The 26,346-nt window shown below is 44.0% G+C and carries 36 protein-coding genes; all 36 read right to left on the bottom strand.

The features are described from left to right. Window positions 1–115 precede the first annotated feature (115 nt). A complete protein-coding gene (locus R7E78_RS09955) occupies window positions 116–556 on the bottom strand; it encodes a hypothetical protein (protein ID WP_014386777.1) in 441 nt (146 codons plus the stop codon). Between the two features lie 77 nt (window positions 557–633). Next, window positions 634–1,185 carry a hypothetical protein gene (locus R7E78_RS09950; RefSeq protein ID WP_032073025.1) on the bottom strand — a complete coding sequence of 184 codons (552 nt, stop codon included), beginning with the start codon at window positions 1,183–1,185 and terminating at the stop codon, window positions 634–636. Window positions 1,186–1,497: 312 nt separating this feature from the next. After that, window positions 1,498–3,276, bottom strand: coding sequence for a toprim domain-containing protein (locus R7E78_RS09945; RefSeq protein WP_041154738.1), 1,779 nt, complete (start codon window positions 3,274–3,276; stop codon window positions 1,498–1,500). A gap of 149 nt (window positions 3,277–3,425) precedes the next feature. After that, window positions 3,426–3,986 (bottom strand): hypothetical protein, encoded by a 561-nt coding sequence (locus R7E78_RS09940; RefSeq protein WP_014386773.1) that lies wholly within the window; start codon window positions 3,984–3,986, stop codon window positions 3,426–3,428. Window positions 3,987–4,205: 219 nt separating this feature from the next. Next, a complete protein-coding gene (locus tag R7E78_RS09935) occupies window positions 4,206–4,763 on the bottom strand; it encodes a hypothetical protein (protein WP_014386772.1) in 558 nt (185 codons plus the stop codon). 82 nt (window positions 4,764–4,845) lie between these two features. After that, window positions 4,846–5,751: an NgrC gene (locus R7E78_RS09930; RefSeq protein ID WP_138221991.1), complete on the bottom strand. Its 906-nt coding sequence runs from the start codon at window positions 5,749–5,751 to the stop codon at window positions 4,846–4,848. An 85-nt stretch (window positions 5,752–5,836) separates the two neighbouring features. Beyond that, entirely contained in the window at window positions 5,837–6,223 is a 387-nt protein-coding gene (locus tag R7E78_RS09925; RefSeq protein ID WP_014386770.1) for a hypothetical protein, read from the bottom strand. 83 nt (window positions 6,224–6,306) lie between these two features. Beyond that, window positions 6,307–6,540: a hypothetical protein gene (locus R7E78_RS09920; protein ID WP_014386769.1), complete on the bottom strand. Its 234-nt coding sequence runs from the start codon at window positions 6,538–6,540 to the stop codon at window positions 6,307–6,309. After that, window positions 6,537–7,376, bottom strand: a complete 840-nt coding sequence (gene yfbR / locus R7E78_RS09915) for a 5'-deoxynucleotidase (RefSeq protein ID WP_014386768.1) — start codon at window positions 7,374–7,376, stop codon at window positions 6,537–6,539. The genes R7E78_RS09920 and yfbR overlap by 4 nt, the downstream gene beginning before the upstream one ends. A 285-nt stretch (window positions 7,377–7,661) precedes the next feature. After that, the gene (locus tag R7E78_RS09910) at window positions 7,662–7,844 is read right to left on the bottom strand and encodes a hypothetical protein (RefSeq protein WP_138221989.1); all 183 of its coding nucleotides are present in this window, start codon (window positions 7,842–7,844) and stop codon (window positions 7,662–7,664) included. A gap of 115 nt (window positions 7,845–7,959) precedes the next feature. Then, window positions 7,960–8,208 (bottom strand): hypothetical protein, encoded by a 249-nt coding sequence (locus tag R7E78_RS09905; protein WP_014386766.1) that lies wholly within the window; start codon window positions 8,206–8,208, stop codon window positions 7,960–7,962. A 67-nt stretch (window positions 8,209–8,275) separates the two neighbouring features. After that, entirely contained in the window at window positions 8,276–8,707 is a 432-nt protein-coding gene (locus R7E78_RS09900) for a hypothetical protein (protein WP_138221988.1), read from the bottom strand. Window positions 8,708–8,896: 189 nt separating this feature from the next. Next, window positions 8,897–9,061 (bottom strand): hypothetical protein, encoded by a 165-nt coding sequence (locus R7E78_RS09895; RefSeq protein WP_153274588.1) that lies wholly within the window; start codon window positions 9,059–9,061, stop codon window positions 8,897–8,899. A 78-nt stretch (window positions 9,062–9,139) separates the two neighbouring features. Next, the gene (locus tag R7E78_RS09890) at window positions 9,140–9,553 is read right to left on the bottom strand and encodes a hypothetical protein (RefSeq protein WP_014386763.1); all 414 of its coding nucleotides are present in this window, start codon (window positions 9,551–9,553) and stop codon (window positions 9,140–9,142) included. A gap of 11 nt (window positions 9,554–9,564) precedes the next feature. Further along, on the bottom strand, window positions 9,565–9,765 hold the full coding sequence (locus R7E78_RS09885) for a hypothetical protein (RefSeq protein WP_046224174.1): 201 nt from the start codon (window positions 9,763–9,765) through the stop codon (window positions 9,565–9,567). 82 nt (window positions 9,766–9,847) lie between these two features. Further along, window positions 9,848–10,141, bottom strand: coding sequence for a hypothetical protein (locus R7E78_RS09880; protein WP_014386761.1), 294 nt, complete (start codon window positions 10,139–10,141; stop codon window positions 9,848–9,850). 226 nt (window positions 10,142–10,367) lie between these two features. Then, the gene (locus tag R7E78_RS09875; protein ID WP_014386760.1) at window positions 10,368–11,285 is read right to left on the bottom strand and encodes a hypothetical protein; all 918 of its coding nucleotides are present in this window, start codon (window positions 11,283–11,285) and stop codon (window positions 10,368–10,370) included. Between the two features lie 61 nt (window positions 11,286–11,346). Continuing rightward, window positions 11,347–12,981: a DNA cytosine methyltransferase gene (locus R7E78_RS09870; RefSeq protein WP_138221987.1), complete on the bottom strand. Its 1,635-nt coding sequence runs from the start codon at window positions 12,979–12,981 to the stop codon at window positions 11,347–11,349. 61 nt (window positions 12,982–13,042) lie between these two features. Further along, on the bottom strand, window positions 13,043–13,381 hold the full coding sequence (locus tag R7E78_RS09865; protein ID WP_046224176.1) for a hypothetical protein: 339 nt from the start codon (window positions 13,379–13,381) through the stop codon (window positions 13,043–13,045). Between the two features lie 195 nt (window positions 13,382–13,576). Continuing rightward, on the bottom strand, window positions 13,577–13,756 hold the full coding sequence (locus R7E78_RS09860; RefSeq protein ID WP_017085264.1) for a hypothetical protein: 180 nt from the start codon (window positions 13,754–13,756) through the stop codon (window positions 13,577–13,579). Window positions 13,757–14,221: 465 nt separating this feature from the next. Further along, the gene (gene tusA / locus R7E78_RS09855; RefSeq protein WP_014386756.1) at window positions 14,222–14,452 is read right to left on the bottom strand and encodes a sulfurtransferase TusA; all 231 of its coding nucleotides are present in this window, start codon (window positions 14,450–14,452) and stop codon (window positions 14,222–14,224) included. Between the two features lie 30 nt (window positions 14,453–14,482). Further along, window positions 14,483–14,869, bottom strand: coding sequence for a hypothetical protein (locus R7E78_RS09850; RefSeq protein ID WP_017085262.1), 387 nt, complete (start codon window positions 14,867–14,869; stop codon window positions 14,483–14,485). A 213-nt stretch (window positions 14,870–15,082) separates the two neighbouring features. After that, a complete protein-coding gene (locus tag R7E78_RS09845) occupies window positions 15,083–15,718 on the bottom strand; it encodes a hypothetical protein (RefSeq protein WP_138221986.1) in 636 nt (211 codons plus the stop codon). Window positions 15,719–15,773: 55 nt separating this feature from the next. After that, on the bottom strand, window positions 15,774–16,184 hold the full coding sequence (locus R7E78_RS09840; RefSeq protein WP_052715028.1) for a hypothetical protein: 411 nt from the start codon (window positions 16,182–16,184) through the stop codon (window positions 15,774–15,776). Between the two features lie 83 nt (window positions 16,185–16,267). Then, a complete protein-coding gene (locus R7E78_RS09835) occupies window positions 16,268–16,459 on the bottom strand; it encodes a hypothetical protein (RefSeq protein WP_046224178.1) in 192 nt (63 codons plus the stop codon). A 38-nt stretch (window positions 16,460–16,497) separates the two neighbouring features. Beyond that, complete coding sequence (locus R7E78_RS09830; RefSeq protein WP_052715029.1) at window positions 16,498–16,764, bottom strand: hypothetical protein; 267 nt, start codon at window positions 16,762–16,764, stop codon at window positions 16,498–16,500. After that, complete coding sequence (locus R7E78_RS09825; protein ID WP_228125693.1) at window positions 16,751–17,368, bottom strand: hypothetical protein; 618 nt, start codon at window positions 17,366–17,368, stop codon at window positions 16,751–16,753. Before R7E78_RS09825 ends, R7E78_RS09830 begins: the two co-directional genes overlap by 14 nt. A 61-nt stretch (window positions 17,369–17,429) precedes the next feature. Continuing rightward, window positions 17,430–17,654: a class I ribonucleotide reductase maintenance protein YfaE gene (gene yfaE / locus R7E78_RS09820; RefSeq protein WP_014386749.1), complete on the bottom strand. Its 225-nt coding sequence runs from the start codon at window positions 17,652–17,654 to the stop codon at window positions 17,430–17,432. 306 nt (window positions 17,655–17,960) lie between these two features. Beyond that, window positions 17,961–18,851, bottom strand: a complete 891-nt coding sequence (locus tag R7E78_RS09815; protein WP_014386748.1) for a restriction endonuclease subunit M — start codon at window positions 18,849–18,851, stop codon at window positions 17,961–17,963. A gap of 64 nt (window positions 18,852–18,915) precedes the next feature. Then, the gene (locus R7E78_RS09810; protein WP_138221985.1) at window positions 18,916–19,413 is read right to left on the bottom strand and encodes a hypothetical protein; all 498 of its coding nucleotides are present in this window, start codon (window positions 19,411–19,413) and stop codon (window positions 18,916–18,918) included. A gap of 66 nt (window positions 19,414–19,479) precedes the next feature. After that, window positions 19,480–20,640: a hypothetical protein gene (locus tag R7E78_RS09805; RefSeq protein ID WP_138221984.1), complete on the bottom strand. Its 1,161-nt coding sequence runs from the start codon at window positions 20,638–20,640 to the stop codon at window positions 19,480–19,482. Between the two features lie 280 nt (window positions 20,641–20,920). Next, on the bottom strand, window positions 20,921–21,415 hold the full coding sequence (locus R7E78_RS09800; protein WP_014386743.1) for a hypothetical protein: 495 nt from the start codon (window positions 21,413–21,415) through the stop codon (window positions 20,921–20,923). A 108-nt stretch (window positions 21,416–21,523) separates the two neighbouring features. After that, window positions 21,524–23,284 carry a VWA domain-containing protein gene (locus tag R7E78_RS09795; RefSeq protein WP_138221983.1) on the bottom strand — a complete coding sequence of 587 codons (1,761 nt, stop codon included), beginning with the start codon at window positions 23,282–23,284 and terminating at the stop codon, window positions 21,524–21,526. A 68-nt stretch (window positions 23,285–23,352) separates the two neighbouring features. After that, window positions 23,353–24,657 (bottom strand): DUF3150 domain-containing protein, encoded by a 1,305-nt coding sequence (locus tag R7E78_RS09790; protein WP_138221982.1) that lies wholly within the window; start codon window positions 24,655–24,657, stop codon window positions 23,353–23,355. 445 nt (window positions 24,658–25,102) lie between these two features. After that, window positions 25,103–25,246 carry a hypothetical protein gene (locus tag R7E78_RS09785; protein ID WP_017085247.1) on the bottom strand — a complete coding sequence of 48 codons (144 nt, stop codon included), beginning with the start codon at window positions 25,244–25,246 and terminating at the stop codon, window positions 25,103–25,105. A gap of 85 nt (window positions 25,247–25,331) precedes the next feature. Beyond that, on the bottom strand, window positions 25,332–26,342 hold the full coding sequence (locus R7E78_RS09780) for a YqaJ viral recombinase family protein (RefSeq protein ID WP_053309197.1): 1,011 nt from the start codon (window positions 26,340–26,342) through the stop codon (window positions 25,332–25,334). Window positions 26,343–26,346 lie beyond the last annotated feature (4 nt).

Raw genomic sequence — 26,346 nt, 5'->3', positions numbered from 1 at the left:
TTAATGCTGTTTATTTATGGCGACCAGCTATCGCACATCAGCGCTCAAGGCACTTTCCTAAGAAACCTGTTTAGGATGCTTAGGAAAGCGAGGGGTTTCCCCCTGCGCTTTTGAACTATCCCAGGTTAACGACAGGGATACTTGCAACATTGACATTGAATACCCTGTCTATAACACTTTTTGCGAACTCAGCTACGGCGTATCCAATTGCCGAGTCCTTCTTATTTACACATATTTCAATTCGGGAAAAAGGAGTCAGGGGCAATGTTTCGCCTTCATGCTCAGAGCTATATTCAACAAGACATTCCCCATTTTCATCAGTACAAACATAAAGTTTATTGTTTTTAATCAAAAACCAGTCTGTAGCAAAACTATCGTGGTAAGTAAGACTACTAGTTTTTGTTACAACGACAGCCTGATAAAACCTTTGAACCTCTCCACCAGAAGCAATGTGTTCAACAACATTAATATAGTGGTATTGATATCCATCAATATTGCTATCGGTATCAATAATCACTTCCTGCCTTAATGAAGTGTTAAAAATATACTTAATCATTGTTATCTCCTTAGTTTTTAAGGAGAGAGCCCCTAGAGGGCACATCTCCCTCCAGGGTTAAACTGAAAAATTAATATTTATTCATTCAAAGTTAAAAACCATCGCTTCATTGGAACAGTAACTTCAATCATTCCATTACCACAATAAGCTCCCCAAAAGTTATAAGTAGTCTCAAACATATCGAACTCGAATAGTGTTTGAATATGCTTATCAGTAATGGGGTTAAATGGTCCACCGCAGCCAACATGCATCGCTATGCCATAATCTCGCATATCGAAATCATCTAGGTTTTTTCCACCCACAGAAGCTATCAAATTCTCACCTCTGATTTCACCTTCACGTAAAAGCAAGACTGCTTCTTCGTAACTCGCATATTGTGTCGTTAAATTCACAATATGGCCATGCTTAGGTTTGTGTTGTTCCGATAGTGATTTCAGTAGTTGCTTCACACTCTGAAATCTTGCGTAAAGCCCTGGCGTGAATTGTCCTGCGAAAGTTAAGTTCGGACAGATCAACTCAAGCATGTCGTCAGGTATAGAACTAAGCCCCATTTGCTTTGCAAGCGGCTCAGCTTTTTTCATTGCATCTTCAACTACCATTGGGTTTCGAAGATGTTGCGGCATATCCATAGTTATTCTCCTTTGGTGAGACGAACAGACCCATCAGGTTTGGTTCCCCTCAGTAATTAGATGGTCCGGTAGCTAAAATGCTACCGGAGTTTATTAACAATCTGAGCTGCCTGTTCTGCAAACGGCCCAGAGTAATGTATGTCCATTTTTTTTGAACACCAGACAGTTCCAATTATTAATTGGTTGAAGTTTCTGTCTTTGTAACGTTGACGCATCAATTCTAGATAGGCGCTCTCATCACCTTCCCACCCCAAAGGAGGTGAGAAGGGACAAGTAGCTTCGTTACCTGGCTCAGTGTTTACTTCTGCTAGGTTATACACGCCCATAAGCACCTGCCCTACGCGCAATAAACTCGCGGAGTGTACTAATCGGCGGGAATCCCATCTGTCCTTGAGTTACCAGGACATCGTTCCAATCTATACCTTTTGCACGAGGTGGAATGGGCAGCTTAGGTAACAGCACATGAACTGTATATCCTTGCTTTTCAAGCTTAGATTTCAGCACATTTGCGGAGCGTTCCCCTGTTAGCGACTTATCCTTATCTGCAAAGATAACGACAGTGTGGATGTCTAACTCGTCTGGAACTTCAAAGTTTTCCAAAAGAGTAGCATTCACTGTGGACCATGTAGGGATGTGAGTAGCACGGAACCCAGACAATGCTGTTTCCAAGCCTTCTGCCAAACCTAATACTCCTTCTGTTGGCATACCTAAGCGAACTGCACCGCCAGTGACACTCAATCCATCAGGAACAGGCATCATCTTTTTAGCGCATTCTACTTTGGCCTTCTTACCACTTTTGGTCAGATATGTACGATGTAAAGTAACCAAGTTTCCTTTCGCGTCTCGGATGGCTTGTACTGCGGCTGGAAATTTTCCAACCTCATTACCATCTTCATCGTAATAGGACATACTTGGGTGGAATCGCAGGCTGTCTGTCTGTTCTACTACATCATGTGCAAACAAAAGTTTGCGATTGACGAAATAGGCACGTAACGGCTCAGCTGCTGCACAGTTAAAGGGCAAACATTCATTCCAGATCTTCTCAATTTTTTCACAAAGGCGAGCATTGTAAACACGTTCGCGTTGAGCTCTCTTTTGCATTTCCTCTTGAAGTTCCATCAACCAAGGCTTTGACTGCTCAGCAAAGAGCGGAACAACCTTGCTTTCTGAATGTTCTTGTTCAACTACGGCTTCTTGGTGATGCTCAACAGGGCTACATGAAGAATGATTATCCTCATGTTGTTCTGTCGGAACATTTGAATCAGCCCATGACTCTTCGTTATAAGAACCAGGAGCAGAGTGAGAGACATAGCTGCTGTTTGAAACCTTTGCCTGCGCTACAGACTCTGGTTTAGCAGTACGAACACTCTTAGTTTTCACTTCAACCAACCACGTATTGCGATGTGTTTGAACTGGTTTCTCACCAATGATCTCTCCAGTGCCTTCTTCAAATACAGGCTGCATTACGGTAACAGCTTCACGTCCCAAATTTGTGAGAGTGACTTCATCACCATATACAGCACCGCATTCTCCGATTGCTCTTTCTAGATCAACGCCCCAAATCTTACGTTCATTGCCCGTTGATAAACGAATGTAAGCAAAATAGCTTGGTTCATTTATCGGGTCGTCCTGGTAAGGAGCTTGACCGTGAGCAATTAAAGTGCCCTGATACTTAGGGCGACGATTTGGATCGTATTTGGTGTTATTCACTTTTGCCGGAGCAGATTGCTGTGCTCGGCGCGGTGAACTTGTATTATTGGAGCTTTGCTGACGCTTGAAATGCTTTGGAGCCATCAACAAGTCACCAACTTGCTGTAGGCATTCAGCAAAATCCCACCCTCTTGCTTGGTTTAATAGCTCAAAGCCATCATGCCAAGAACCGCAAGAACAAATAGCACCACCTGTTTCGTGAGCATCTTTGAACATACGGAAGTCTTTTTTTCCACCATGAAACGGACATGTAACATGGGACTTTCCCGCTTTTTTGAGTGCTGGTTCCAGTTCAGGCATTAAATGCGCCAAAATGAAAAGCCATTGACCCTTAGCGAGGCTACGAACTTCGTCTGCTTTATAGAAATATGAGTTATCCATAGTGTTTCTCCTTAGCTGAAACCCCGACATCGAGGCTTCCCTAAGTCCCCCCGTATCAGGGGCTTTAGGGAAACCCCGACACCGGGAAAAAATAGCCAAGGAGGCTCCCCTACCGGAGATGCTCTCCCCGGCTGGGGTTTGATTTTGGGCTATTGACCATTAACTCTGCGTATGGCCTTACCCAAGAAGGATTGCATCAGGTGATTACCTGATGATTTGAAGTAAGTTAGCCAGTCGATCCAATTCCACTTAGCGTAATCATCAAGAGATGGAGGATTAAAAGCTCCCCAAATCTTACTGTTTACGCCTTCGCGGAGAACGTAAGCTACTTTCTCGATTACTTCTTCTTTACTCATTAGAGTAGAGATTTTGCAAGGAGGCATCATAATGAGGCTCTCTGCTTGTTCATGAGTAATCTTCTCTATGGTGCCAGCGTTGATATCCACGACAAACGCTTTGGTTTCTGGTCCTTGTTCTGACCAGATCCAATACGTTATATGAACGGGATTAACGCCAAGTCCGACCGGAACGATTTGAGTTCCAGAAGGACGCAGTAACCAAACGAATTTACCGCTTGGGTTGCTTTTGAAACGTTCGAGCTCTTTACCATCAATCTCCAAATTAGATTTGAAATGGAGAGGTAGTTTTTCCGCATTCGAAATTTCAAGCATACGTTGTTGCAGATGTTGCAGAATTGCAATGTTAGACATAGGTGTACTCCTACAGTTTGCAGGTACACCTGGCCCATGTCGGGTTGGTGTACCCGACTGGGTTATGAAGGGTGAAAGAGAACTTTCACTTAAATTGAATGCTGTTTGTTTTTAGCGACCAGCTATCGCGTCTTCACTCTCAATGAGAGTAGAATTCGTCACTTTCCGTTAGGTGCTCTATAACACCTAAGGGAAAGTGGGGGCTTTCGCCCCTCACTGTTAATCATCGTAGAAATATCCTTGCTTGTCACACGACTCTGATGCCGAATAGGCTTCATATCGCGCATTTTCGTTAAACGAAAATTTCAGAGGATAAGCAATTGAAGGCGGAGTTTGCTTTGTTAAACGTCCATTCCATTCATGCTGTTCCATTGTGCCAGATACTCCATCGACGGTGAACATTTCATCATAACCATTTATCTTTACAATCGGGAAGTCAAACAAGCCAAGAGCTTCTATCACCATCACCTTGTCTGAACAAGCATAAACTTGCTTGTTCTTATCTCGGTAAAAATCAAAGCCACAGCTCAGATAAACCCCTATGATCCGCAAAGTTTCGTCATCCATTCCAGATGCAATGTTCTTATCTAAGTTTGCTTTTGCCAGCCAGACATGGGCGTTGACTCCACCAAATATGCCATAGCCCTCGTAAGCATTTTCCTGTAATGGTTTCTGACCATGAGGTTGTAGTAAGTAAACAGTGCGAACTTGACGTCCAGAATATACATTCGAGATGCTTTCTTTTGAATCACACGTTTTCCAGCTAAAAAATCCCATAGTGTTTCTCCTTCAATTATTTAAATCGAAGGGGGTTGCCCCACAAGGGGAGCAAGCCCCCCTCTAGGGTTAAGTAAAAATGTTAGGCCGCTTTACGAACTAACGATTCCTGCATTTGATGATGTTCTGATATAGCATTTTTGAGCTGTATTTTACGAACTTCTGCTATGGCATTACTGACCAATTCGCGGCGGTAACTTCCATAACTTCTGTCATTAACATCTATAACCAGGCCACCTATAGATTCAGATGCTAGTTCCTCTTCCGTCTCTCGGTCGAGGATCTTAGCTTCCAACCTCAGATAGCGCTGCTTACCATCAACAATATCCTGTATTGTTTGTAATGCTAACTCTTCGTCCCAGCATCCAATATCAAAGTCATGCTCGGGATGCTCTTTAAGCTGGACTGTGTAGTCAGCTGTATTAAACTCCCAGGAAACAACTTCTTCGTATGGCGTACCTTCCACCAGCGCATAGCCTTCGGCTTCAAGCTGTTGGGATGTAGATTTGATGTCATGTTCGAGACGACTCACAAAGTCGTTCCAAATGCTTTGCCATCTAGTGATGTGCTCATCAGTCACTTCACCTGTTACCAGACCAGCGGCACGAATCGCTTCAAAATGCTCCTCAGAGAAACTTTCAAAATCGACTTCATGACAAAGATCCATGCAGTTATAGTGGCTGTACCGATGCCCATGAGAGTTTCGCTCAATCGACATTCTGCAACATCCTATATCTGCTTCCCTTAATATTTCCAACATAGATAATGCTTCTTTACGAACCAAAAGGTTTTTTACGCGAAGTACGGCGTTTTCACCTGCTGTATTTGGGTCATAAATTCGCAGCATAAGCTTCTCTACATCATCCTCATCGAGGTTTCCATAGAAACTCATACCATCACCTTGACAGTAACTAAGGCTGTACTCGATTGTCAGACCTTCTGGGTAGCCAAGTTTTTTCAGTTGGTTATTGAAATGAGTTTTAATCATAGCTATCTCCTTGTTTTTTTGAGGAGACACCTCCCCCTAAGGGATTGGTGCCCCCTTAGGGTTTTAATGATTTCGGATTTAATAGTTAAGCACAGATGTCCAAAAGACCTTTCCGAGCGATCAACTGATGCTCTTCAAAGTCTTCCGGTGCAGAAGTGTCATAACCTTCACCATCGCTGTAATCTGGAGTACCCAGCACGATGATGTTGCCTACAACAGGTGAATCTGCACCATGTAATATACAACCGAGCTTGATACCGCTACTGAACAGTCCTTCTTCATCAAGATAAAGACTGACTGTTTTTCCATTCGATAGCTCCCAATCAAAGCTCTGGACCATGCTACAGCCGATTAGCTTATACATAGTTTGTAATCCGTCTTCTTTTGGAATATCGACTGGAGTGCAGCCTTCTGCGGTTATTAAATAGCCTTTGTTAGTGGCCTTAGACATTGCTTCATCACAAATTGACATGGAATCCTCCAAATATGTCATTGAGGGACACCAAGGCCCCAAAGGGGCTTTGATGCCCCGTTAGGGTTTAAAGATTGGTTTACTTATACGGTCACAGCGTCGATATCTAGGTATTGGCGGCAACCTGTTTTAGGGTGACAGCGGTGGCGAAAATTGTGCTTACCACCTTGCGTACCCATGTATTGCCAGCACTCTCCAGTAACTGACTCTTCACAAACCGCGTCGCCATTATTTAATGGATGTTGGGCCAATTCGTTCCACATTTTGTCCCATTCATCTGTATTTCTTTGTACTAGTTTGAAGTCATTATTATTCATACTTCGGTACTCCCAACCCACTGCTTTCCAAGGTATGCCTCAACTCCCATACGGGCCCATTCCGAAGAGATGGTTAACATGGAAAGTGTTTCATGAGTCCAAGGTGCAGTTGGCTTGATTCGTTTGAGCTCTTTGCCTTCGAGATCTGTCAGAATAAGATCTGATTGTTCATTTCCAGCAAGAATATCTGGCTCTCCCGGACGCTGATCAGTAACAAATTTGATGTAGCAACCTTCGTCATCGCTACATGACAGCAATTTATCTACTGACAAGTTAAGTCCAGCACCGAACCATTGATCTATTGCTTCGATCTCAGGGAAATCAGATTTCAACTGAGATACAACGCCAATCATCTTGTCGAGAGCATCTTGGAACTCCAGCGCATTGCCAGCTGCCACTTCAAGTTTGCACTTGATATATGCAGCGTAGGTATCGCAGGCTTTCACCAGTTGCTGTTCATAGCCACCTGGGGCAAATGCTTCCGCGACTGCACCTTGAAGCTCCAAAGGTAGCGTGTGAATTAACTGCTCCTCAGCAGCTTTTTCAAGTCGCTCGAACTCCCTCGCCAAAGTGTCATTAGCCTTTTTTACTGGCGTCACAACATCCTGACAGAGAACTTCGGCTACATCATGTAGTGCTGCGTGGGAAAGCATTTTGGCAAGATCGACCTTGTTCCCCTTTTGGTTTGCGACATGACCAGCGAGAAGAGCAAGCAACGTAACGGTAGCACTATGCTCCAAGACTGATTCAGGCTGTACTGAATGCATCAGTGACCAGCGTTTTATCAATCGTTGACGCAAAGCAAGTGCTAGGAATCCATAGTTTGAATTTGACATAGTATCCTCCAATGAAGTTTGAAGGGTACACAGTTACCACATAGGTCCCGTGTACCCATGTGGGTTAAGTTGTGAGAGTCCTTGTGGACTGTTCTTGAGGTGTATTTTCGGCCTGACACCGAAATATTTAATCAGATTTCTGATGGAATGTATTCCATTCAGAATGTAGTTGCTGCTTGTAGGCCAGCTACCTTTCAACGTCAGCAAAGCCGACATTTTTTTTAGTCTATCGCCAATCCAAATGGTTCACGAAACGTCTATTTGCCCTTTTAGGGCGTTTGGTTCTCATAAGTAAAAAACCCCAGCAAAAATGCCGGGGTTTTTGTTTACTAAGCCACTAATCACATCAGACATCAGCCAGTGTTTGATCACATACAGCTCTCCACCGTGCTTAGTGATCACTACTTTTGCTGCTGAACCGCCAAATTTGGCAATATTTGCAGCGCGAATGAATAACGGGTGTTTCATCAGCACAAACTGACGCAAGCATGTCAAGTTGATGTTGCATAGTATCCTCCGTAAAAAGTATGGAGGGCGCACGCCCCACAGGGACATACACCCCCGTGGGTTTGATATTGAAATATTAAGGAATGATCGGCAGCCAATTATAAATGCGATATGCAATGTATAAACAAGGCACTCCAAATACGAGCCCCCAGAACTGCGCTACTGCATATTGTTTTGCATTCTCAAACCATGCGGCCATATCGGTAAGTAACGGGGGCCAGTCAAACGAAATGGCGACCAAAAGCGGCACCAAAACACACAAACTACCCACAACAGTCAAAACCGATACAATAATATTTCGTTTTTTATGATCGTATTGATACATAAGCTTATTTCCTTCTAGAGTGGGCTCAGAAGCACCCTTCTGGAGCTTCTGAGCTTTTGGATAGGCGTTAGCCTAAAATGATGGGAGTGATCCCAGTGAAAAAACCAAGAATGCCGAGTAATGCGCCTACCACTCCAAGACGGATTGATAAGCGAATAGAGAAGTCAGGGTGGAACCAGAACCACTGGTAAATTTCCCACCAGCGAGCTCTCCGCATTTCCAGTGATACCACTTCTTTAAATTTCACTCCAAGAGCATCAACGGCATCGTAATCAAGACCAACAGCATTTTTGGTAATCGACATTGTTCCTGGGTTGCCCATTACATATCGAATTACTTTTGTGCCGTTATCGGGGTTATAGATCACTACTGGCTCTCGTCGAAAGAAACGATTAGGATCTTTTCTCTTTGAGTCTACGTTTCGGTTATTTAACCGGACGATATTGTGACCTAAACCTGAATCTTCCATTGGAAGACGAACTACAGATTCAATTTTCATAATTGTCATCTCCATGTTGAATGGAGATAGCCCCCGGCAGGGACTATCCCCACGCGGGTTACAATAAGTACTGTTTGTTTTTGGCGACCAGCTATCGCACATAAGCGCCAAAGGCACTTTCCGAAGAATCCTGCTCTAGGATGCTTGGGAAAGTGCGGGGATATTCCCACACTTACCGCTCATTGAGCATTACTCCTGACGCATCTCATTCTTTGCTCCTTGTAAGGAGATCACATGCGTCGGATCTTCTTTATTTATATCAGCCCAAACCCGCAATTGGAGATTTCCAGCGTTGTTTTCTATCAACAACGCGGCCAAAGCCATATTTAGTTCTTGGCTGGTTAATGCTTTCATTTTCCTTCACCTTTTAGTTGTGGGAAAACAAGTACCCAGAGGGCGCTTGTTCCCCCTCGGGTTAATTTACATGCCAGATCAAAGGTACTTGAGCCCGGCTGTTTTGGGATATGTAATGTCAGCAGCTTTGACGTCCGTCAGCAGAGCTTCCAGAGCTTCACCCTGTAGAGTAAATCCAGCAAACACCGCTACGTCGTCGAGCTCGTCACGCCATTGCATTGTGCTATCGAAGTGCTCGATGACACCATGCTCCACCATGATTGGCCGCAGCTTCTCATCTCGTTTCTCACAGCATTCCTTGTACCGGGCATAGCGTAGCTTGTCCTGGTACGCATCCTCAGGCAGGTCTTCGACCGTTCCGAGACAGCTATAAGGAGCTGGGTAGACGATGGTTTTCACACCATTTGAGACGCCTTTCATATCTTTATGAGTGTGCTTCCAGATCAGTTCAATTTGCTCTGGAGTACGCTCTGTTTTATTCACTTCTGTCATGACACTACTCCCTACTTGCGCGAATCTTTACTGGTGAACTGTTCAAACGTTATAGACTCAATCTTTTGAATCTGTTGGCGTAAGGATGCTAAGCAATCGTGCTTAGCTCGCTCAAAAGCATCAGTCTTGTTGCGCTCGTGTGGGCGGGGCAGATAGTATCCGTCGATCTTCTCTACCGCGCTTCGTAGTGCATATCGGTTTAATTTAGTCATTTCTCTCTCCAGATCCAGAGTTAGAGAGGGAGCTGTGCCGCACAGGGCGTCAGTTCCCCCTGTGGGTTTGTGTTAATAGGTATCAGACAATTGACATGCCGACTTGTAGTTCACCTTTATAGTCTTTGGGAAGATCTGCAAGCTCCCAAGACATACAAGGCGTTGATACTGGCGTGGTGATCATACAAACATTGTTGCGAACGATGTAATTATAAACACCCCACTCGGCATACTCAGGTTCTCCTTCTTTTGATAAAGCCCATTCGTTACCGAACTGGTCTTCACACAAGTAAACATCGAATTCTGAGTCATGCTCATCAGCTTGTTTAACAACTGTCAGTTTGTGTACGGTTGCAATTTGATCGAATTTTGACATATCTATATCTCCATAAGTTTTTGGAGATAGCCTCCTGCCGGAGAGCTATCCCCGGTAGGGTTATTAGTAATGCTGTTTGTTTTTGGCGACCAGCTATCGCACATCAGCGCACAAGGCACTTTCCAAAAACGTCTATAACAAACGCCTTTAGAAAATGTCAAGAATGATACCAAGAGGTAAGGATGCAGAGCTATCAAGCTCCGCATCCACCTTAGAGTAAGTTAATTCATAAAGAACAATGAATTAAAATACCATTTTCACTTTTCGCTGCTTCAACTCGCTTGTTTAAACGAAAATCGAAGCAAGCATCCAGAATTTGTCTTTGAAGATACTTAACAAGCTCTCCTGCACTTCGAACTGTTTCTCGTGAACCATTTAATGGCTCAACAAAACAATCATCGTACCAAGAACACGCATCTGGATTATCATGGACATACTTTTTCAACATGCACCAATCTAATGGAGATATAGTTTCTCCCTGCTTAATATTTCCGACGATGCCTTCTATACGCGAATGAATCACCCCGGCTTCGTTATAGCCACTGGGTTCTTGCATTTCGTCATATGGCCCATCATCAATATCGCCACAACCAGCCGGACAGCAATTTGCATCTATGCCGTGGGAGCAATAATGAACGTCATCATTCCAATGCTCTTCATGGCTTTCAGTTTGCTGCTCCGCTGTAATGACTTCGTAACCGTAATTTTCAGCAAGCTTGATAACCTGTTCTTTAACTCCTTTAGGTAAGTCGAGAACAAGGTTATCAATCGCATCTATATACCGGTTTGCGAAGAGTTCATAAATCAGTCCACATCCTTTGTGAGCATCTTGAGCAAGCTTTTCAACCTTCTCAGGGTAATTCTCACAAGGCCACTGGTTTACCTTTTCAAAGTGGTCAATTAACTCATCCAACTCCCAAAAGATATTGTTTATGACTGTACCGAAGACCAAATCGTCTCGGCCAGCTGCGTTGCAAACTGTTTGTATGACAGAATACATATCACTTAGATATGTCACTCTACCAGCTGGACCATCTACAAATTCAGGTTCAAGCTCATCCCCTGTTGAGTGGTAAACAGCTGCACATTTTAGAGCTTCCGTATACGAACCGTGTTCAGCACGATAAATAGATAATTTACACATAGATTTCTCCTGGTAAGGCTGAGGAACCCCCTTCTGGGAATCACCTCAGCTATTGGTAGTGTTAAGCGGCCATAACGCGAATTTCATCTCCAGCCATTTGGATTGGAATTGATTTTGCTGGTTGATGACCGCAACTTGTGTCCGGACCATCCGCCGCAGCGAAATAGACCGAATTGTTCATTACATTGATAGGCATACCCAAGGCTTCACCTGCTGGTGCGAGCTTGAGCATTCCTGATCGTTCGATTAAAGCCGGAGCCCAGTGGAAGTCTTCGCCGCCGATATAAGGCTGCTCGGTATCCACCACTTCGACTAGTACCGGAGTCTTGTCCACCAGCTGCCAGCAGCTTCGGCCTAATTCGTAGGCCAGAGCTTCAAACGCAGGGAAGACAATAGACTGCCCCAGGATCTGATGCGCTACCGTGTCAGATTCCCCCTCAATCAATTCTGATGGGATGCCTTTCACTCGGCAGTGCTCCAGTGGAGTAAGGATTCGAGACAGTTCAGGTTGTTCTGGATGAACAATGAACGGCTCGGTCGAACGGCATTTCGCGTAATCTTTCCCAATTGTCCCCAGGTATGACTCTTCACCTGTCAGCAATTGACGGCTAAAGCCTTTACCAGCGGCCTTGTCACGTTTTTCTTTCTCAGCCAGATAGTCGAATGACTTCCAACGCTGTGAATCAAGCTCAACAGGCTCCAGGATGTCTTGGATACACGCTTCTTTCTGGCGCAGCGGCTTAACCTCTCGAATATCGAACGTGTCGATACCAACAGATGTGCCAACCACACACAGACGCTTGCGACGTTCAAGAACACCAAACTCATTGCCATCCAGGATACGCTCCTGAATGTTGTACCCCAGAGAGGTCAGCACCGACCGGATCACTTCCATGCTCGCAGTCTTCTGGTAGGTATCAACGTTCTCAATTACCACCATTGCTGGATTGAGAGCTTCGACAAACTGCAAAAAGTTGAAAAACAGTGCGCCAGCTGACTCATGCGATTCAGCGTGACCTCCGATTTCACCACCCCATAGTTTGTTCTTCGAGCGCCCTGCCCGGCTGGCACCAGTGCATGGGATACCTCCTACCAGCAGGTCAACCTGCGGTGGCTTGCGGCTGAGATTTACCGACTGAATAGGCGACTCAATCACAATGGATTTGTCGTCCCACAATTCGGTGTTATTGCGAAGGGAAGCATCCAGGTATTTACCTTCCATCTCGACCGCAACAGCAATTGAGCTGTTGATCCCCGACCGTTCCAGACCAGAGTGGATAGCTTTATCCAAAACGCCGCCACCATGAAACAGGCTGCAAACGCTCAGAGGCTCTCCATTCTCCAGTTTGGTGAACAAGCGCTCTACCCGCTCAACAACACGTTCATGCTGATGGTGGGCAGAAATAACGATTGTCCCTTGGCGAATAAAGACGCGAAGCATCTCAACGCCATCGAACAGTTCCGCCAGCTCCTGAGAGCTCACGTCAATGATGGGCATAGTCCGACCATTGCGAGTACGTTTACTCACGGTGAACTTTCCCGTATCGCATACCCGGATAACAACCTGAGAGTCCTTTAACACCAGATCATACTTTTGGCCTGGTTCATAGCCTTCACGAGCTAACTTAGCTCCTTCTAGCCATACTCTTTTCTTACCGCGATGCTCTCCGAGTTTTGTATTTACGATGGTAGCCATATTCATTTCTCCTGAAATTCAAGGGCCACCAGAACCCCTTAGGGTCTGGAGCCCCAAAGGGTTAATTGGTTATTGCGTTGTTTTTGATTTCAACGACAACAGTTGCATCTTTTGGGATTGGAGCTCGCCAGCAAGTTACGCGCAATGGAGTGAAAACGTCTTTAAAATCGACTTCCACATGAACATCGGGTAAATCTGCTGTAGGGTTATCCATATCATCTGCATCAATGAGGACAGCGCCTTTTGATGACAGTTTATTTGCTGCATTCAATATTTCGATGAGCCACGTAACCTCTCTTTGAGAAGGCATCTCATCAGGAAGTTGAAGAACATGAAGACTGTTCTTCCAGAACGGAGCATTGATTTCATTGTAACTAGGCATCAGTGTATCCTCTTGCATAGAAGGTACACCTTTCCCAACCGGGAATGATGTACCCGGTTGGGTGAATAGATGCTATTTATTTTCGGCGTCTAGCTAACGCACTCAGTACACAACGGCACTTTCCTATAAGTTCTACACTCCACTTTCACATGTGAAAGCTAAAACCTTTAGGAAAGCGCCGGATGAACCGACGCTTTTAGGCTTACTTATCAGTTAAATCACTTCACCAGACAAGCCTCGCACAGCTCTGTGATAAAGAATCTTGTGAGGTGTGAATGTCGTGTTAAACCATATCGCCTTTCCACTGAAAGCTGAAAAAATCCAGCCTCCCGCTTTAGCTCGATGATTTATCGCTTCTTTTTGTGAATCAAACTCAATAAATTTAGCGGCCATAGGTGTCTCCTTAGATAAAGAGCACACCTGTACCCTACGGGCACAAGTGCGCCCGTGGGCTAGTGTTTGAAATGAACTACCTCATAGGTTTAGGCAGATTCTTGAAGTTTAAGGTTGTCGAGGCAAATTGCATGATATAAGCGATGTCTCTGATCTAGGAGGAAATCCTGATCTGGCCGCCATGTGCTGCGATTGTATTCCTCAGTAAAACCGTTATAAGCGTTTACTTCTGCTGGGGACAATTTCTTACCTGTGTACACACAGGAAAGCCGTCCTACCTCGACAATAGACTGTTTGGGTAGTGGGGTATTAGCCTCTTCAACAGTGTATGAGCGCTTTGTTCGATGGTCGATAATCTTGGACTTTAATTGCTCGTGATTTAGACCTCGTAACGATATATACATGCCTTTCTCCTAAATTAAAGGAGCGGAACTATCCCATAGGACGTTTCCGCCCCTATGGGGTTTATATTTGTTTCTTGATTATGTATTTGTATGGGGGAGAGGTTACTTCGCTTTCCACAAGTTGATGATCCATGTGGCGACAAAAGTCAGGTATATCTCTCGTGGTAGCTGGGTCATCAGCTTTCACTTCGAGTGTTTCTCCTGGCCCCATACGACGAATTGCACGACGAACCACCATTAATGGCTCAGGGCATCGCAATCCCATCACGTCAATAAACTGATCTACATTCATTGGTTATCACCCTTGCCTATAGCAGTCTAATCACGCGACAGAAGACTTACTGTTTTCTTCGTAGCGCATTTTCGCTTGTTCGTTTAAATCAAGTTCACCGTCTTCTAGCTTTAGAATATTTTCTAGAAGATTGGCTTTGTGCATTAAAAGTTCAGCAACAGCCTCATCAATATCCTCGATTATCTGTTTCTGTTTTTTGATGGTGTAGCTATTCAGTTCTTCAACCAGAGGCCACGCTACACTCGAATGAGTATTTAGTGTGGGATATTCTGCTTCAACCTCACAGACAACGCCATTGGCACCTTCTCGATAGTGTGGATAGCCTATACGTAGACCAACACATCGGTCTAGTTTGGGATAAACACAGAACTCCAAAGGGGTGCGATTGGTAAAAATATCGTTAGTGTTTTTAGACATGATCTTCTCCATGCAATTATTGGTTATTGACGGAGAGCTCCCGACGGGAGGCTCTCCCGTCAGGGTTGATATATTGCTGTTTATTTGCGACGTCCAGCTAACGTACTCAAGCACCAAAGGCACTTTCCAAAAAAGTCTCTATGTACGTACAAACTGCTTTGGAAAGCGAGGGGGCATTTCCCCCTGCGCTTGTTATTTCTACCTTATAGTTTCCTACAAGGCTACATCGTGTGATTCACATTGTTCGATATTCGGCCAATAATAGGTTGTACCTTTGCCCATTTGATCTTGACGTGGTGTACCTAGAAATTTGAATAAATTTCCCATGCAACTTGCCACTGCTGAAAGATCTTTTCCTGGGGGGACATCTATCCCAAGACAAGTACGACCATACATAAACCGTCCAGAATATGAACGAACATGGAATTTAGTTTGCTCACTCTCAGGTTCATCTCGATTTACCTTATCTACAGCAAGTACTACCGCTTTGTTTAGAACGATAGTTTGACACGCCTTATCAAGCTCACCGAAGCGTTCAACGTCGATACCACAGAACTTATCAAGTCCCGAGGCAGCATCATGAACAATCAGTTGCTTGGTGTCAGCCAATTCATTTTCCATCGGCTTCCAAATGTTTTCAGCCTCTTTATCAATGAATTGCACTACCTCATGCCATGACCAAAACTCAACATCATCTCTGATGGCACAATGTTCAGGTTCTCGATCTTGCTGCATACATTCCAGCAAAAGCAAATAGCCGTCATACCATGTTCCTTTATATTCATCATTGAATTTAAGGACTTGTGCAGCGGCCAATCCAATTGCTTTCTGTTTCAGTGAAGTAGTCATTGTAATTTCCTCGAACTTGGAGGAGTCCACCAGCAGGTGATACTCCTCCTGGTGGCTATTTATTTCTTTTGGCTAACTGTCTGAGTGTGTATTGGCAAAGGTTACGCACTTCATCAGGGTCGTAACCAGATAACACACAACAGGTAACAAATGAAAATGGATGAACTTCATCAGAGTTCAACCATTCATAAGCTTCATCTTTTGCTTTTTTACCAGAGCGTCCGTCAGCAAGGACATTTAAGCTATACCGCAAAAATGCCTCTCTTAGCTCTTTAATCTGCCCATCAGTCCAAGTTTCGATTTCAGTTTCAAACTCTTGCTCGACTGTACGTTCAGAACATGATGCTACGATTGTTAAGGGAGTAACCTTTTCAATCGGCTCTTCATCATTTTCTAATAGCAGAACATCAAAAATGAAGGGGAGTTGTAATTGTGCATCGTAGGTTAATACGCTTGCAGTATTCATGGGTTGCTCCTAAAAATTTAATTGAGAGGCAACCCACTCCCAAAAGGGCATAGGTATGCCCCTTTGGGGTTAAGTTTCATATGTTAAAATCCAACAATCTGAGAGTTAATTTGCTCTTCCAGCCAAAGCTCCAATGATTCGAGCTCTTTTCTTTCCGACGATGAATTTGCTTTTAAAGCATTACATCTAACGGCCAGCTGCATCGAGCGAACTTCCTCTACAGTTTCCACGTTGTTTCCAGCAAACATAACTAGTTGCGAATTTGGCATGGTCATAACTCACCTCCCTGAGTTTATAAGCCAGTATCTAATGCCTAGGCGTTAAACCAATCTGCGGGACATTCAATCACCGCATGGGTTACGACATCTCGCTCTGAGTAACCTTGAACCAAAGCATCGGTACACTTCTCAGGAGAAGTACCTTGAGGGACCAACAATTCAAGATGAATTCCATCCGAACCAACTAAATCATCCCCGTAAGGGAAGCCATTGATCGTTTGGTTGTGTCGCTTACACCATTTGATGATATTGGCAATACGACCATGCTCATCTTGACTAGCTATTCGTTTATTCAGCTTCATTGGACACCTCCTGACATGCACCTAGTTCTACCATGCTTTGCATACATAGCTGGTTCATATCCATTGTGAGTGTGTCATTTATGGACGAATAAACGATCCCCTCTTTCGCAAGTTTTAACACCTGTTTCAACAGAGAAAGAATAGATTGAGCCTCATCGTCTATACGATCTGCTATATCTTTCCATTCCCAATGTTCAAATGCTTGCCATGCAGTTAAATCGGGCTCTTCACCTTTCTCAACGCATTCTATTAGATACTCGTAAGCCATGAACCAATTGTCAGCACTTCCTAATTCTGACAGGTACTGAGCAGTTGCTTGGGCGTATGCGAGTTCTTCTAATTTTGGCTTGGTGGTTAAGGACATTCTTAAACGCTCTAGAGCTTCTTCTGCATCATTACGAGTTAAGAAGAAGTATTCTACAGACGAACGGCAACGTTTGCCTTCCGCATAGTAAAGAATGCTTTCCTGTGTACAATCTGGAGTGGCTAAACCGTACTCCTCAATTGTTACAGGCTTGATGGTTAATGACTCTTCACACAATTCATAAACAACAACAGGGAAAGTGCTATTGCGGTAAAAATCGTGATGGTATTGATTGGTCATACATATTTCCTCTTTGTAAAGAGGAGCCCAACCCGTAGGTTAAAGCTCCTCAGGGTTGGGGTTAGATATCGACAGTTACATCTGACGTTGCTGTAGCACAGCAAGGCAAAATTTCACCATCATTAAGATATGCTATAGGTTCAGCACGGTAAGAAATGTTCCCTCTTACCAGCTTGCACCGACATGCTCCGCAATACCCATTTCTGCATTGCGACTCAATAGCGATACCTTTTCTTTCTAGTTGAACCAGTAACGTACTTGTACTGGCTGGTAAGTTGACATGCATTGCCATACTCCTTATTTGAGGAGCATGACTCCCAGCGGGAGAACATGCCCCGCCAGGGTGGTTAATAGATGAGATTTTGCTGTTTATTTGCGACGTCCAGCTAACGTACTCAAGCACCAAAGGCACTTTCCAAAATAGTCTCTTTGTAAGTTCAAACTGCTTTGGAAAGCGAGGGGGCGTTTCCCCCTGCGCTTATTACCCTGAAACGGTACGTACTCCGATTTCTCGGAGTATTAGAGTATTTCGACATAAATTCGAGAATTTTTCTAATGTGGAACTGCCCTTTCTAGGTGTCAACATTAGCTTTCACTCTGTTAGGGTATAAACCCCAGAATCCACTCGAACAAAATATCGTTCATCTTGCAGCACTTGACGAACCTTGGCTTGCCAGTGTTCGTTTTGTCGGTGTTTCGCGTAAGGTGCAATTTGTTGGTAAATGGCATCTAACGATAAGGTTTTACCCTGTAACACTCGACGCAACACTGCTTTCCATGTAACTCCAACCATATTGGCCGCACGTTTATCTGCTACTGGGATAAGCGAAAGCGATGATGATGCATTTTGCTTTTTGAATACCAGTAACTTTTCATGGGCGATACGAACCAGCTTACTGTTATTGCTGTAGTTGGTCCGGTCAGAGACACAGTTGTGTTGTACCTTGATGATCTCATCAACGAGTTTACCTGGAGCCAAACGCTCAACCAGACTGGACAAGTTATAATACTCGCCTTTACGTCGAAGGTTTCCCATCAAAATACCGTAGTGACCTCCCGGTTCACAGGCATCATGTATATTCATAATGGCTAATTCTAGAGCTTCCACGAACTCTGGCAACGATAGACGGCTCATATCCCATTTATTGGGTTCACCATACATATTGCCAGAAAAAGTGATCATGTCTGCATAAGGGGGGTGCCACCAAATAAGGTGGGCTGGCTCCCCAAGAAATGCAGACAGATCATCTCGCAGCAAATTAAACCCCTGATGCAAGTCTGTACCAATAAAACGAACTTTGAGTTCATTTGCCACATCAGTACTGGTTCCTCCCCCAATACTAGGGTCAACAACTAAGCCATTAGGTTTCATCATATATGACTCAATAAAGTCTTTAATGATGTGTCCGGTGCAATTACCTCGATACTTGTTGTCGCCATAATGACCACGATTCGGGTAAGAGCAAACAGATGTAGTAAACATGGTGTGTCCTCCTTGTGGTGGGCACACCATGCTCCCTATAGGGGCAATGGGTGCCCCTATAGGGTTAAAGGTTGTCGGTGTACCATGCATCAAGGTTTTCGTAATCCTTACGATATATCTCCTCATTGGGAGCTGTCATAAAGACCACATCACCTTCACAGTAGGTACACAATTTGAGCTCACGCTCGTTATACCAGAACGCACTATATGACGAGTCTTGATGAGCAATTCTCCAAGAGTCGTTCAGGTAGCAATTCCAAAAGGTTAGTGTATCTCCTAGTGGAAAGTGACTACGTTCGATAATCGAACCATGCTCTGTTTGTTCTGGTTTAACTCGTCCTGTTTTAAGTCGCTTCTTAATGATGCGTTTGGCACGATTCAGCAGTGCAAATAAGCGAGCATTGTCACTGCTATACCACTGTGGATTACGCTTATTCCAGTAGAATTTTGCGTGAATCTCACCAGATAAGCGCTCCATTTCATTACGGTTTAAAGTATCTAAGAAACGGCGCATTGCCATGTCGTTATTAAGCGTTGATTCTAAGGATGCGAGTGTAGTCATTGTGATTCTCCAGCTAATAGAGACCACTGCCCATTCAGGGCAAGTGGCCCCGAAAGGGTTAATGTATTAGATTCGGGCTTCCATAATCTGGAACTGCCCTTTTGTCTCTGAGCATAACTCTTTGAGAGAGCTATACAGTTGCTCTGCCGACAACATTGGTTTACCCAAAGCTTTCATTGCCTCAAGTGCATTTTCAGCTCCATACTCCCCTGTTGCGTCAAAGACGTTGTAGTGGACTTCACCTATTGAAAGAATGTTTCCGCTCGCCTTCACACCAACCTGCATTTTTTCAACAGTTAATGTGAGTCGCTCACTTAAAGAACCTGAATAAAAACTTATTGTCGTATCATCATGGAATACGCCGTTATAGATTTCATCAAAGTTGATCATGATACTTTGGCTGTATTTTTCGCCAAAATAGAGTGTCAAGCAAACCTCCTCTAGTTCCGTATCTGTCACTAATGCACCATTAGCTTTAATCAGATACGGTCCGTCGATTACAGCCTTCATATCGTCATGAATTGCGTCGTATACATCACCTGCCGTCAAAGTACCATTTGGTTCTTTTTGGACAGATTTAATACGTGTAAACACTTTTTCATCCGACAATTCAGAACTGTTATCTGTGAAGTAGTCAGGTCTCAAGTCTTCTTCTTGGATTTGATAGTATCCTTCCGGAACCACCCACTCCTTCCAACCGTCAACCCAATCTGTTTCAGTGTAATCACTCCAATCAGGACTTCTATCTCGGTTAATAACATCGAGAACCCCATCAATAGTCCAACCATAAACTTTTTGGGTTTCTAGGTCGGTAACGGGAATACGACGCTCCAACGGAGTTTCAATGGACATCAAACTAAGTTTAGTTTCATGGATTCTGAACACATCCCCATCTAATTCAATGAGGCTTTCTGGGTCCGTTAACAAGCTGTGTTTGCCTTGTGCAAGATCCAGAAAATATTCCACCCCTAGACTGATAGTGCTAACCAGATAGTCAACACTATCGACAAGCTCTGCGCAGGTCTTGAGATGAGATGGTAACAGTCGGCCAGAAAGGCTAATTCCCATATCAGAAATTTTCTTCTCTGGATTTTTGATTGCTACGTTTGCGGCCACACGATATGCCTCATAGGCATCTTGTGCAGTAGGATAATCAAAACCCTCTGTCAAAACGCAAAGGAAAGCTGATTGTATTTTCAAGTCAGTATCGGTGTGAGCGATAGTCATGGTTGTTCTCCATAAAAATTGGACACACCTATGCCGTCGAGCAAGATGTGCCCGAGGGCTGTGATAAAAAGTGAATTAATGCTGTTTATTTTTGGCGACCAGCTATCGCACATCAGCGCACAAGGCACTTTCCTTGAATCTCTCGACTTTCACATGTGAAAGTGAAAGGCTCAAGGAAAGCGCCGGGAAACCCGACGCCTATTTCTGGTAGTTGGCCCACCAGGTTCAAAATGGGTGTGAAGTAAAAGCCCAGATAAGAGACTGGGCGTATTAAATGTTATTAAAATATTGGGAACTGGTCATGAACTTGAGCATCAGCATCAATTTCAATCATGCGATACCCAGCTTTAACTGCCGAAACTAAGATATTGTGAAATTCTTCCCCCATACCGTTATATCCAAGATTGTTCTCAGGTTCATCGTACAGTTTGATGAGCCAGCCAGTATTTCGACCCATTATCATATTGCAGTCTGGAGCATAGGATAGCTCATTTAGTGCTTCATGCTCATCTAATGGAATATGACAAATGCTAACACCAAGCGTCTTATACTGATCGTTAGCCGCAGTAAGTGACCATTCAAAAAATGGATACTCAATGTCACCCTCTAATACAGCAATCATTCTAAAGTCGCGTTCAGGTCTGGTTTTTTGCAGTATTTTAAGTTCTTTAATGGCACTTTGCTCACTTAGAACCGTGCAGGGGTTGTCAGCGCGGTCAATGTTGTCATGCCAATTACGACCATGCTTATCTTCAATTTGATACCCAATAATCATGATTAAATACTCCCTAATAATATACAACGCTATCCCCCTATCAGGGAGTTAGACGCCTAAAATGAATAGGCCCCGTCCCTGACGGGATAGGGCCAATACATGGACTGATTAAGCAGAAAAAGCGGTCAACGATCGCTCCATTAACTTAAACAGTGTTTTTTGTAGATCCGCAGCATCTTCGATGACAATGTTCGTATTGAACAGTCGATTAACGGCTGTAGTTTCAATACCGATACCAATCATTTCTATGTCACTGGCTTCACACAGTCCGATAACTTTGTGACAGGCCAGTGCATTGTTCGGCGCACCATCTGTCACAACTATCATCATTTTACGTTCCTCTCTGGTTTTGGTTAGCTCAAATGCGCTATACCAAATGCCCTCAGCCATCGGTGTACCACCGCGTGAATTGAAGACAAATTTACCAGTTTGGTTTTGTACTTTTTGACCATGCTTTACAACGCTGTACACAGGAACATTGGAGTTGTTACCGAAAAACGTTACTGCTGGATTAACCCCTGGAATGCTTTCTAAAGCTAATGCAATAGCTAAAGAGGCTTCCCTTGCAATATCTTCCCTGCGCTTACCGTTTCCGGCAGGGCTATCCATTGAGGAGCTCATATCGACCAAAATGTGAACCGCTGTATTAGGGCGCTTCTTAGCTTCTGGCCTCTGGAAAATACGAGTATCTCCAATGACAACTTTATGTAGTTGACGAGTGTCTACACGCTTTCCACTTCTTTGGTTCCTATGAGCAGTTCTTTGGCTGGCTTGCACCAATCCATAAAGCTGCTGTCGGATTTTTGAAGTTGTACTTTTCACATCTCCATTGAGACGCTGCCCAGCTTCTTTGTGATCATGGATATCCATTGCTGACCGTACTGTTTGGTAACGATCATCACCTTCTTGCTGGGCTACCAGATTCAGCTCTTGCTTCAAAGCGTCTTGCGCATTTTTAGGCAAATCACTGTTTCCAGCGCTTAGTACTTGTTGTAGCAATTGAGAAGCATTAGGAGGAGAACTGTTACCGCTCGCGTTCTCTTCACTATTATTACCTTGAACTTCGGGACTATTTTCATTTTGCTCACTTTGCGCTCCACTACTGCCACCCTGTTGTTCTTGGCTATTTTCATCATTGCCATTAGATGACGACTGTTCCTGCCCATTTGGACTTTGAGAGTCGTCACTACTTTTATCCTTCTGCTCAGGTGATTGCTCACGTTGAGATTTCGGATTTTGCTGCTCTTCACTATCTTTCTCTTCTTCGATCATCTTAATGATGTCATCAGCAAGAGATGCAGCGTTTGCAGTTGATTTGGCGTCCACACATTTACGTAGCAAGGCATTAAGCCTTACAACAACACCTTGAGGGAAAACTCTTTCAAACACAGCTTTTGCGCCATCTAAACGCTCTTGCAATGCAGTTTGACCTACACCAACTGTTTGCAACCAATACAAGCAGTATGCAGACAGGATGGATGCAGGGTGGTCTTCATCTCTCACGGGTTCATAATGGCCTGCTTGAAGCATGTATCGAGCCATCTCGTGCAGTGTCAAAGCTGTTCCTGGATAGACCCCAGGCATTGCTCTTTCAATACGACAATCTTCAATGACGTTTGTTAGGTGAGCGTGCAAGCCGCGTCGCCTTTCTACATTGAAGTCCGTAAACCGAACGTGTGCAGCTTCATGTGCCAAGTAGCCCCAAACAGCATCCATATTTGGATAGTCATCTGGAACATTTGGAATAACGATAGTTTGACCATCAGTGCTTGCGGTATCTGACCCCAAGGCAACTTTCACACCAAACTTCTCGCCATAAGCAGCAGCTACGATGGGTAAAGCATTATAAACAGTACGTTTTTTAGACATATTTCTTCTCCAATTTGGACAGAAGAAACAAACCACCCTCGGAAAGGTGGTTGTCCCTTCCGAGGGGGTTAAAAATAACAATCCTGATCATCAAGCTCAGTTGGTTGCTGTTCAGGTTGAGTTACAACATGATCATTAGAGTGAGATTGACCAAAGTCCTTGCCAACATAATCTGCTGGGTCTTGGCTATAGTCTTCCACTGGAATGTCATCACAATTTAGGTCTGCATCCCACAGAGTCTGAGAAGAGACATCGCTTTTGTCTTCCAAAGCATCATCTTCCTCGTCATCTTGGTTTGCACTGGATGTGCGGTTGGCTAAAAACGCTTCGAAGTCATCCAAAATAGTTTCAGGTTCTAAGTTATTAACTTGTTCACCATCTTCTTGGTTAACTTCTTGGCTTTGTGTTTGAACGTATGGTTGTTCCAGTGCCTCATCACTCTCAACACCTTCACTTTCATCTTCTTGATCAGAAGCTCCAGACTCTAATGAGCTGAGTTCATCTCTGGTCAAGGTTTTGGCTACATCATCAACACTAAGCGAACCACCAGCGTATTCTTGAATACGTTTGCGATCACACATGATTAATACAGCGGCCATAATTTGAAAGACGAACATACCTTCAATATTACGCTTTCCAGCTCCGTGCTTTTCGTACCCTGCTAGTGTTTGATCGAGCAGGCTAACGAGCGGAGTGAATGCGCTGTTCAAAAATGACAGTCCATCCACTTTATCACGTAGGTTTTTTAGCGTTGCGCCTGTAGCTGTTGCTACATGCATCTTCCCAGCTAAACGTTTGTTGTAAAAATCATTGGCATCATTTACCACCTCAGCAATGAGATCATCGCCCAACTCCTCAACCTTACGATTAAGTCTGTGTGCGCTTTGCTCATCTTGAGTAGGTTGAACCATAAACACCTGATATTCAAAACCAATTCGTTTTTCTACTTCTTCACGAGGAAGAGCTCCAGCACGAATAGCAGTCTCGTATTCAGGGTTTTCTCGACACCATTCATCAACGGCATTGTTGTAGCCAGTAACGAACTCGTGTTTTAACTGTTGAACTTCGACGTCAATCTTGTCCAACTTGGCGCAAATCTCATCAGTTTTTGCTACGGGTACAGCATAGCCATTCATGAATGGCATACCATAGCTAAGCAAAAAACGTCGAGTTTCTGTTTTCAAGCGATGAAAGCCTTTCAGCTTCGCTGGATCACAGATTTTTTTCGACCCTAATTGAGCTACTTTCTCTGGTGGAATTTCACCACCAGCACCCAATTTAAAGTCAGATGCAGACAAACGAGTTTGCCCACTCCAGATATCAAAATCAGCATTAATAACGCATAGATTTTCGAGATGTTTAACTTTTGACATGGTTTATTCTCCAGCAAAGTGAAAGCACACCATGTCCCGAACCGGGCATGATGTGCCCGGTTGGGCTATAAAGTTAAAGTGAGTTACGCAGGAATAATCATCCAGGTAAAGGTGGATGGAAATGAATTTCCAACACGTTGAACATTGTCGTACAAGGTGTCATTAAATACTCGGGTCATCCAGTTCGGAGAACCTTTCTTTTTATAACATAGCTTGTAGTTTTTCATGGTTGCCTCCTAGTGCAATAGACAGGAGGCTAACTCCGAACAGGAGAAGCTCCCCTGTTGGGTTAAATTGAAATGAGTTTGATGCTGTTTGTTTTTAGCGACCAGCTATCGCGTCTTCACTCTCGATGAGAGTAGAATTCGTCCTTTTCCGTTGAAGACCGAAAAAGCAATCTTCAATGGAAAAGGGGGGAATACATTCCCCCTTTCATGTCTACATTTCACATAGGCTCAATGTACCAGGTAACACTTTTTGGGAAAGAGTTTGCCACTCTTTGTACATTGGCATAAATCGTATCTTTGTAGACACGTTCTAGCCAGCGGCCACCATGTAGGTACATGAGCTTGAAGTTCTGTGTTTTCATTGTAGATGCCCTTTGTTGCTTGTTTCTAAAACACACTGACGCGATATGCTTTAGAAACAAGCCCCAAAGGGCTTGTTATTTATGCCTAAAAATAGGCTGACTCTACTTCTAGAGACACATCGTTTAAAGGGGCTAAAACCTCTTCATCTTGAATGTACCTCGGGTTAACAGAGCCTGTAACCGTTACTCGGTAACGTTCTGAGGTCTCCTCTCTATACGAGTTAAGATCCTCAGGCTTGATATTCGAACCTTTTTCTTCAAGTAGCTTTTGATAATTTACCCGACCAGCGGCTTTGTACTTAGTGATCATTACACCGCAATAATCCGCATGGAAATATTCACCCATCAAAGACTTCATTTTATCAAGGTGAGGTTGCCGCTTATCTTTCAACGCTTGCAACCTATCTTCCAACTGCTTAATTTCTGCGTCATAAAGTCGGTACTGCTCCGCTTCGTAAATCCACTCGTTCACTTCCTTACCTTGCGGTATAAAAAGATCTCGCTTGGGGTCTTTCTCAGGCTCTTTACGCTCAGTGACTCTTTTCCAGAAGATTGTGCCCTTAGCCACAATTTCTTTTATCATAGGCTCATCTCGGGTGATAACAAACTCCTTGAGTTGCCCATTTCGGTAGAAAACTAGCCACCCTTGCTTTGCACCAGTAACTAACAACTGATGTTGAACTTGAGGGTAATATAACTGATAAGCCTTGCTGTTTTTTAGTTCAGAACAAACATCGTTCCAGACCGTTTCGCTAGGACATTTCAGCTCAGCAGGTTCACCATTGCCTCGTAGACCATCGAGCGATGCTCTAAACAATGGATATTGAACTGACTCGACACAAACAGGTAAGAGAATATCATTGTACTTCTCCTCAAATGCACGTCTTGCTTTATCTTCGTTTTCAACCCCTTGGCGCACCAGAGGGTTTAGACTTAGATCGACTTCACGAGCATAGCCTGTTTTTTCAGCCCAGAGTCGCCATTCCGTTTTATAAGGAGAACGATTTAGTAGGATGCAGGCGTCAGTAGCAGTAATACCACCTTTACGCCATTCCAACCATTGTTCGCTCCTTTGAGATAGATTGACGATTTTCATAGCT

Source organism: Vibrio sp. YT-19(2023) (assembly GCF_033337395.1).
The sequence above is the reverse complement of the archived record's forward strand: the minus strand, read 5'-3'. Positions and strand labels throughout refer to the sequence as shown.

Coding starts and splice junctions, on each gene's coding strand:
- R7E78_RS09845 (WP_138221986.1), bottom strand. CDS start 15,718: ATGACTACTTCACTGAAACAGAAAGCAATTGGATTGGCCGCTGCACAA.
- R7E78_RS09805 (WP_138221984.1), bottom strand. CDS start 20,640: ATGACTATCGCTCACACCGATACTGACTTGAAAATACAATCAGCTTTC.
- R7E78_RS09880 (WP_014386761.1), bottom strand. CDS start 10,141: ATGTCAAAATTCGATCAAATTGCAACCGTACACAAACTGACAGTTGTT.
- R7E78_RS09785 (WP_017085247.1), bottom strand. CDS start 25,246: ATGAAAACACAGAACTTCAAGCTCATGTACCTACATGGTGGCCGCTGG.
- R7E78_RS09825 (WP_228125693.1), bottom strand. CDS start 17,368: ATGACCAATCAATACCATCACGATTTTTACCGCAATAGCACTTTCCCT.
- R7E78_RS09800 (WP_014386743.1), bottom strand. CDS start 21,415: ATGATTATTGGGTATCAAATTGAAGATAAGCATGGTCGTAATTGGCAT.
- yfaE (WP_014386749.1), bottom strand. CDS start 17,654: ATGCATGTCAACTTACCAGCCAGTACAAGTACGTTACTGGTTCAACTA.
- R7E78_RS09945 (WP_041154738.1), bottom strand. CDS start 3,276: ATGGATAACTCATATTTCTATAAAGCAGACGAAGTTCGTAGCCTCGCT.
- R7E78_RS09900 (WP_138221988.1), bottom strand. CDS start 8,707: ATGAAAATTGAATCTGTAGTTCGTCTTCCAATGGAAGATTCAGGTTTA.
- R7E78_RS09905 (WP_014386766.1), bottom strand. CDS start 8,208: ATGTATCAATACGATCATAAAAAACGAAATATTATTGTATCGGTTTTG.
- tusA (WP_014386756.1), bottom strand. CDS start 14,452: ATGAATGTAGATCAGTTTATTGACGTGATGGGATTGCGATGCCCTGAG.
- R7E78_RS09815 (WP_014386748.1), bottom strand. CDS start 18,851: ATGTTTACTACATCTGTTTGCTCTTACCCGAATCGTGGTCATTATGGC.
- R7E78_RS09865 (WP_046224176.1), bottom strand. CDS start 13,381: ATGCAAGAGGATACACTGATGCCTAGTTACAATGAAATCAATGCTCCG.
- R7E78_RS09940 (WP_014386773.1), bottom strand. CDS start 3,986: ATGTCTAACATTGCAATTCTGCAACATCTGCAACAACGTATGCTTGAA.
- R7E78_RS09895 (WP_153274588.1), bottom strand. CDS start 9,061: ATGAAAGCATTAACCAGCCAAGAACTAAATATGGCTTTGGCCGCGTTG.
- R7E78_RS09850 (WP_017085262.1), bottom strand. CDS start 14,869: ATGTCTAAAAACACTAACGATATTTTTACCAATCGCACCCCTTTGGAG.
- R7E78_RS09885 (WP_046224174.1), bottom strand. CDS start 9,765: ATGACTAAATTAAACCGATATGCACTACGAAGCGCGGTAGAGAAGATC.
- R7E78_RS09925 (WP_014386770.1), bottom strand. CDS start 6,223: ATGTCAATTTGTGATGAAGCAATGTCTAAGGCCACTAACAAAGGCTAT.
- R7E78_RS09875 (WP_014386760.1), bottom strand. CDS start 11,285: ATGTGTAAATTATCTATTTATCGTGCTGAACACGGTTCGTATACGGAA.
- R7E78_RS09835 (WP_046224178.1), bottom strand. CDS start 16,459: ATGACCATGCCAAATTCGCAACTAGTTATGTTTGCTGGAAACAACGTG.
- R7E78_RS09935 (WP_014386772.1), bottom strand. CDS start 4,763: ATGGGATTTTTTAGCTGGAAAACGTGTGATTCAAAAGAAAGCATCTCG.
- R7E78_RS09890 (WP_014386763.1), bottom strand. CDS start 9,553: ATGACAGAAGTGAATAAAACAGAGCGTACTCCAGAGCAAATTGAACTG.
- R7E78_RS09795 (WP_138221983.1), bottom strand. CDS start 23,284: ATGTCTAAAAAACGTACTGTTTATAATGCTTTACCCATCGTAGCTGCT.
- R7E78_RS09950 (WP_032073025.1), bottom strand. CDS start 1,185: ATGGATATGCCGCAACATCTTCGAAACCCAATGGTAGTTGAAGATGCA.
- R7E78_RS09830 (WP_052715029.1), bottom strand. CDS start 16,764: ATGAAGCTGAATAAACGAATAGCTAGTCAAGATGAGCATGGTCGTATT.
- R7E78_RS09810 (WP_138221985.1), bottom strand. CDS start 19,413: ATGACTACACTCGCATCCTTAGAATCAACGCTTAATAACGACATGGCA.
- R7E78_RS09790 (WP_138221982.1), bottom strand. CDS start 24,657: ATGTCAAAAGTTAAACATCTCGAAAATCTATGCGTTATTAATGCTGAT.
- R7E78_RS09910 (WP_138221989.1), bottom strand. CDS start 7,844: ATGAAACACCCGTTATTCATTCGCGCTGCAAATATTGCCAAATTTGGC.
- yfbR (WP_014386768.1), bottom strand. CDS start 7,376: ATGTCAAATTCAAACTATGGATTCCTAGCACTTGCTTTGCGTCAACGA.
- R7E78_RS09860 (WP_017085264.1), bottom strand. CDS start 13,756: ATGGCCGCTAAATTTATTGAGTTTGATTCACAAAAAGAAGCGATAAAT.
- R7E78_RS09870 (WP_138221987.1), bottom strand. CDS start 12,981: ATGGCTACCATCGTAAATACAAAACTCGGAGAGCATCGCGGTAAGAAA.
- R7E78_RS09780 (WP_053309197.1), bottom strand. CDS start 26,342: ATGAAAATCGTCAATCTATCTCAAAGGAGCGAACAATGGTTGGAATGG.
- R7E78_RS09840 (WP_052715028.1), bottom strand. CDS start 16,184: ATGAATACTGCAAGCGTATTAACCTACGATGCACAATTACAACTCCCC.
- R7E78_RS09955 (WP_014386777.1), bottom strand. CDS start 556: ATGATTAAGTATATTTTTAACACTTCATTAAGGCAGGAAGTGATTATT.
- R7E78_RS09920 (WP_014386769.1), bottom strand. CDS start 6,540: ATGAATAATAATGACTTCAAACTAGTACAAAGAAATACAGATGAATGG.
- R7E78_RS09930 (WP_138221991.1), bottom strand. CDS start 5,751: ATGATTAAAACTCATTTCAATAACCAACTGAAAAAACTTGGCTACCCA.